Annotated in this window: 3 protein-coding genes and 1 pseudogene; 3 read left to right on the plus strand and 1 reads right to left on the minus strand. The window is 69.2% G+C overall.

The genetic code is table 11. From position 1 onward, the window contains the following. A pseudogene (locus tag AOK24_RS36300) lies at positions 1 to 461 on the plus strand (hypothetical protein); the annotation flags it as partial. A gap of 115 nt (positions 462 to 576) precedes the next feature. Here the strand turns inward: AOK24_RS36300 and AOK24_RS36305 are convergent. Next, on the minus strand, positions 577 to 1716 hold the full coding sequence (locus tag AOK24_RS36305; RefSeq protein WP_055724221.1) for a PucR-like N-terminal domain-containing protein: 1140 nt from the start codon (positions 1714 to 1716) through the stop codon (positions 577 to 579). Positions 1717 to 1826: 110 nt separating this feature from the next. Between AOK24_RS36305 and AOK24_RS36310 the strand changes: the two genes are divergently transcribed. After that, positions 1827 to 2885, plus strand: a complete 1059-nt coding sequence (locus AOK24_RS36310) for a ferredoxin reductase (protein ID WP_055724222.1) — start codon at positions 1827 to 1829, stop codon at positions 2883 to 2885. Positions 2886 to 2892: 7 nt separating this feature from the next. Continuing rightward, entirely contained in the window at positions 2893 to 4011 is a 1119-nt protein-coding gene (locus tag AOK24_RS36315; RefSeq protein WP_055724223.1) for a fatty acid desaturase family protein, read from the plus strand. The last annotated feature ends 145 nt before the right edge of the window (positions 4012 to 4156 follow it).

The raw sequence follows: 4156 nt of genomic DNA on the forward strand, positions 1-4156 counted from the left end.
GCGTCCCTCTGGGCGCCCAGCCGCCGCTCGCCGAAGCAGCCCACGGCGTCCTCACCGACCGCGACAACCGCGGTCTGTCGCTGCCCGCGAGCGGGCCAGACACCCGTCAGGCGGGCTCGGTCTTCCTGAATCCCCTCATCACGGCCAACCAGGCCCGGACTGTCCGGGACGCCGGCGGTCCGGTCAACCGCTTTCAGGACGGCGGGCTACGAGCCAGCGCGGGCTGGCTCCTGGAAAACGCCGGGTACCGGCCCGGTGCCCAGGTCGCCCCCGGTGTGTACTGCTCCTCCCGCCGGCCCCTGACGCTGGTCGCGCGCCTCGACGCGACGAGCGCATCCTTCGACACGGCCCTGCAGACGATTGCGTCCCGCGTCTTCTCTGCGACGACCGTCCAACTCGCGCCCGAACCCCAACGGCCGTGCAGCGGCTCGACAACGCCCTGCCGACGCGTAGCCACTTGAGAGACCGAGACTGGTCTTCGTGGCGTCAGGCAGGGAGACGATTCGACGTGGGTCGTCAAGGCAGTACGCGCAATCAGTTGTCTGGGACGGCTCACGCCGTGGGGCGAGGAATGCGTCATCCGGTCCGGAGGCCGACTGCCAGGGTCAGTTCCAGGATCCGGTGTGGCGAGGTGAGATCCGGGAACAGTTCCCGGAGTTGCGACATGCGGTACCGGACGGTCTGGGGATGGACGAACAGTGCCGTCGCGACCTCCTCTCGCCTGCCTTGGTGCAGCAGCCAGGCCCGTAGTGTCTCTTCCAGTCGCCGTGCGGTCGCGGCGGGCAGGGTCTGTAGCGGTGCGAGGGCTCGGGTACGCAGGTCTGCGAGGGCGTCCGCGTCGGCGCTGAGCACCAGTTCGGGGAGGTGGTCCTCGGTGTCGCGGATGTCGGAGGAGAGGGAGCGCGCGCGTGCGGCTCGTGCGTACGAGGCGGACGCACGGGTCCACGGCCGGGTCGGGCCGACCACGGCGGTGCGGCCGGTGAGCTGCCGCAGGAGGCGTGGTCGGTCGGCATCGGGGACGAGCAGCACGCCGGTGGCGTCCGGCAGGTCGTCGAGGACAAGGGTGCCCGGGTCGAGTGCGCGGTAGGCGGGCCGGGCCTGGGCGGCGGGCAGGAGGACCACGGTCAGTGAAGCCGGTGGCTGCCACCCGGCCCGTTGGGCGGAGGCCAGCAGCACGTCCGGGCTCGCGTCGGCGAGGAGGTCGCGGGCCAGCTGTTCCAGGTGGCGCTCGTGGGCCCGGCCCCGGGCGGCCAGTTCGTCGGCGTGGCCAGCGGCGCTCGCGGCGGAGAGCTCGTCGATGTAGGCGAACGTCAGCTCGGCGAACTTGGCGACCTCGGCGGCGGGCAGGCCCGCTGGTACGGCGCCCGCTGCCAGGCATCGCCAGGCCACGCGGGCGCCGACGCGGTAGGCGCTGAGCAGGGCGTCCATCGAGCGGCCGTCCCGGACCTCGCCGCGGCCCAGCTCGTAGGCCGCGTCACCGGCGCCGCCGCCCGTGGCGTTCCCGCTCGCGAGGTCCAGGTAGTGCCCCAGGGCGGTGCGGACGGCTCCGCGGATGGCGCCGCCCATGCGGCCCGACAGGGCGCCCGCGTAGGGGGGAACCTCGTCGATGATCGCCTGGACGACCTCGTCGGCGGTGGTCCTCAGTACGGCCCGGAGCGCGGTGACCGTGGTCTCGTCCAGGGTCAGTTCGCCGGCCTTCCGGATTGCGTCGCTCATCTTCGTTCCCCTGCCCTGCTCCCCGTTTTGTTCTCTGCGAACAACTCTGCCGAAGGAATTCACATCCTGCGGTCAGGATTTTACGCCTGGGGGCACAGCAAGCTGGAGTCATGAGGAGTGCGGCCCTCGGCAGGAGGGCGTGGAAACTGCTGGAGATGGTCACGACGCCGCTGTTGCCGTCGGACTATCTCGACCTGGCCAGTCCGCTGCGCGCGGGCGCCGACCTGCGTGGGCGCGTCGAGGCCGTGCACCCCGAGACGGGTGACGCCGCGACCGTCGTGATCAGGCCGGGGCGGGGCTGGCGCGGCCACACGGCCGGTCAGTACGTGCGCGTCGGGGTCGATGTCGATGGGGTACGTCTGTGGCGTAGCTACTCCATCACCTCGCCGGCCGGCCGCCCCGACGGCCGCGTCACGATCACCGTGAAGGCGATCCCGGACGGCAAGGTCAGCCATCACCTGGTCCGCAGGGTGAAACCGGGGACGCTGATCCAGCTGGAGCAGGCGGCGGGTGACTTCGTGCTGCCGCAGGCCATGCCCGCCAAGGTGCTCTACCTGACGGCCGGCAGCGGCATCACGCCGGTGATGGGCATGCTGCGCGACACCGGGGCCGACGACGCCGTCATGGTCCACTCCGCGCCACGTCCACACGACGTGATCTTCCGCAGCGAACTGCACGACCTGGTCGCGCGGAAGAAGCTGCGGCTCACCGAGGTGCACACCGGCACCGACGGCAGGCTCGACCTCGCCCGTCTCGACGAACTCGTACCCGACTGGGCCGAGCGCGAGACCTGGGCCTGCGGGCCCGCGGGCCTGCTCGACGCCGCTGAGAAGCAGTGGGCCGAGCACGGCGTCCGCGAGCGCCTGCACATCGAACGCTTCCGTCCCAGCATCGTCGTCACCGGCGATGGTGGCGGCGAGGTCACGTTCAGCACCACCGGCAAGACCGTCGACGCGGACGGTGCCACGCCGTTGCTGGACGTCGGCGAGGAGGCCGGCGTACTGATGCCCTCCGGGTGCCGTATGGGTATCTGCTTCGGCTGCGTCACACCGCTCAAGGCGGGCGCCGTCCGTGATCTGCGTACTGGCGAGATCACCGAGGCCGAGCCGGGTGTCCTCATCCAGACCTGTGTGTCCGCTGCGGCGGGCCCCTGCGACATCGAACGGTAGGAACATCTTGACCGCCATCGACCCCACCGCCCACCTCACCGCCGAGCAGATCGAGGAGCTCGGCCGCGAGCTGGACGCGATCCGCGACGAGGTGATCGCCGACCGCGGTGAGAAGGATGCCGCCTACATCCGCAAGGTGATCTCGGCGCAGCGCAAGCTGGAGCTGGTCAGCAGGGGTGTGCTGCTGTTCTCGTTCTTCCCGCCCGCGTGGGTGATCGGCACCGCGGGGCTGTCCGTGGCGAAGATCATGGACAACATGGAGATCGGCCACAACGTCCTGCACGGCCAGTGGGACTGGATGCGGGACCCGAAGATCCACTCCACCACCTGGGAGTGGGATCACGTCTCGCCGTCCGAGCAGTGGAAGCACTCGCACAACGAGCTGCACCACACGTACACGAACGTGATCGGCAAGGACAACGACCTCGGCTACGGCATCATGCGCGTCGACGAGGATCAGCGGTGGTACCCGTTCCACCTCGGGCAGCCGTTGTGGAACTTCATCAACGCCTGTTTCTTCGAGTACGGCATCGCGGCGTACGACCTGGAGCTCGGCAAGAACCTGCGCAAGAGCCGCCGTAAGGACCCGGAGTTCCGTGCGCGGGCCAGGGCTGTGGGGCGGAAGATCCGCAAGCAGGTGCTCAAGGACTATGTGGTTCATCCGCTGCTGTCGGGTCCGTCGTTCCTCAGCACACTCGCTGCCACGTTCACCGCGAACCTGGTGCGTAACGTCTGGTCCCACTCGGTGATCATGTGCGGGCACTTCCCCGAGGGTGTGCAGGTCTTCGAGCGGCGGTCGATCAAGGGCGAGACCCGGGGCCAGTGGTACCTGCGGCAGATGATGGGGTCGGCGAACATCAGCGGCAGCAAGGCCATGCACTTCATGACCGGCAACCTCTCCCATCAGATCGAGCACCACCTCTTCCCGGACCTGCCGAGCAACCGGTACGCCGAGGTCGCGGTGAAGGTGCGTGCGCTGTTCGAGAAGTACGAGCTGGAGTACGTCACCGGGCCGCTGCCCAAGCAGGTGTTCTCCGCGTGGCGCAAGGTCGTGCGGCTCTCGCTGCCGAACAAGAAGGCCGGGACCAGGACGCCGGATCGCGAGCAGGAGCTCGTCGCCGCCTGACGGTGAGTGGCTGCGTAGCTCTCAACGAGTGTTGTTTGTCGATGAGTTCGGATGTCATCAGGTGGGGATGATCTGGATTTCGCGCAAGCCGTGGATGAGGAAGGAAGGGACGTGGTCGAGGGGTTGGTCGGGGGTGAGGGTCAGG

Source organism: Streptomyces niveiscabiei, assembly GCF_001419795.1.
In the GTDB taxonomy this organism is placed as follows: domain Bacteria; phylum Actinomycetota; class Actinomycetes; order Streptomycetales; family Streptomycetaceae; genus Streptomyces; species Streptomyces niveiscabiei.

Bases quoted from the DNA above. Each gene is read 5' to 3' on its own strand.
- AOK24_RS36305 (WP_055724221.1), bottom strand. From the start codon at position 1,716: ATGAGCGACGCAATCCGGAAGGCCGGCGAACTGACCCTGGACGAGACC.
- AOK24_RS36310 (WP_055724222.1), top strand. From the start codon at position 1,827: ATGAGGAGTGCGGCCCTCGGCAGGAGGGCGTGGAAACTGCTGGAGATG.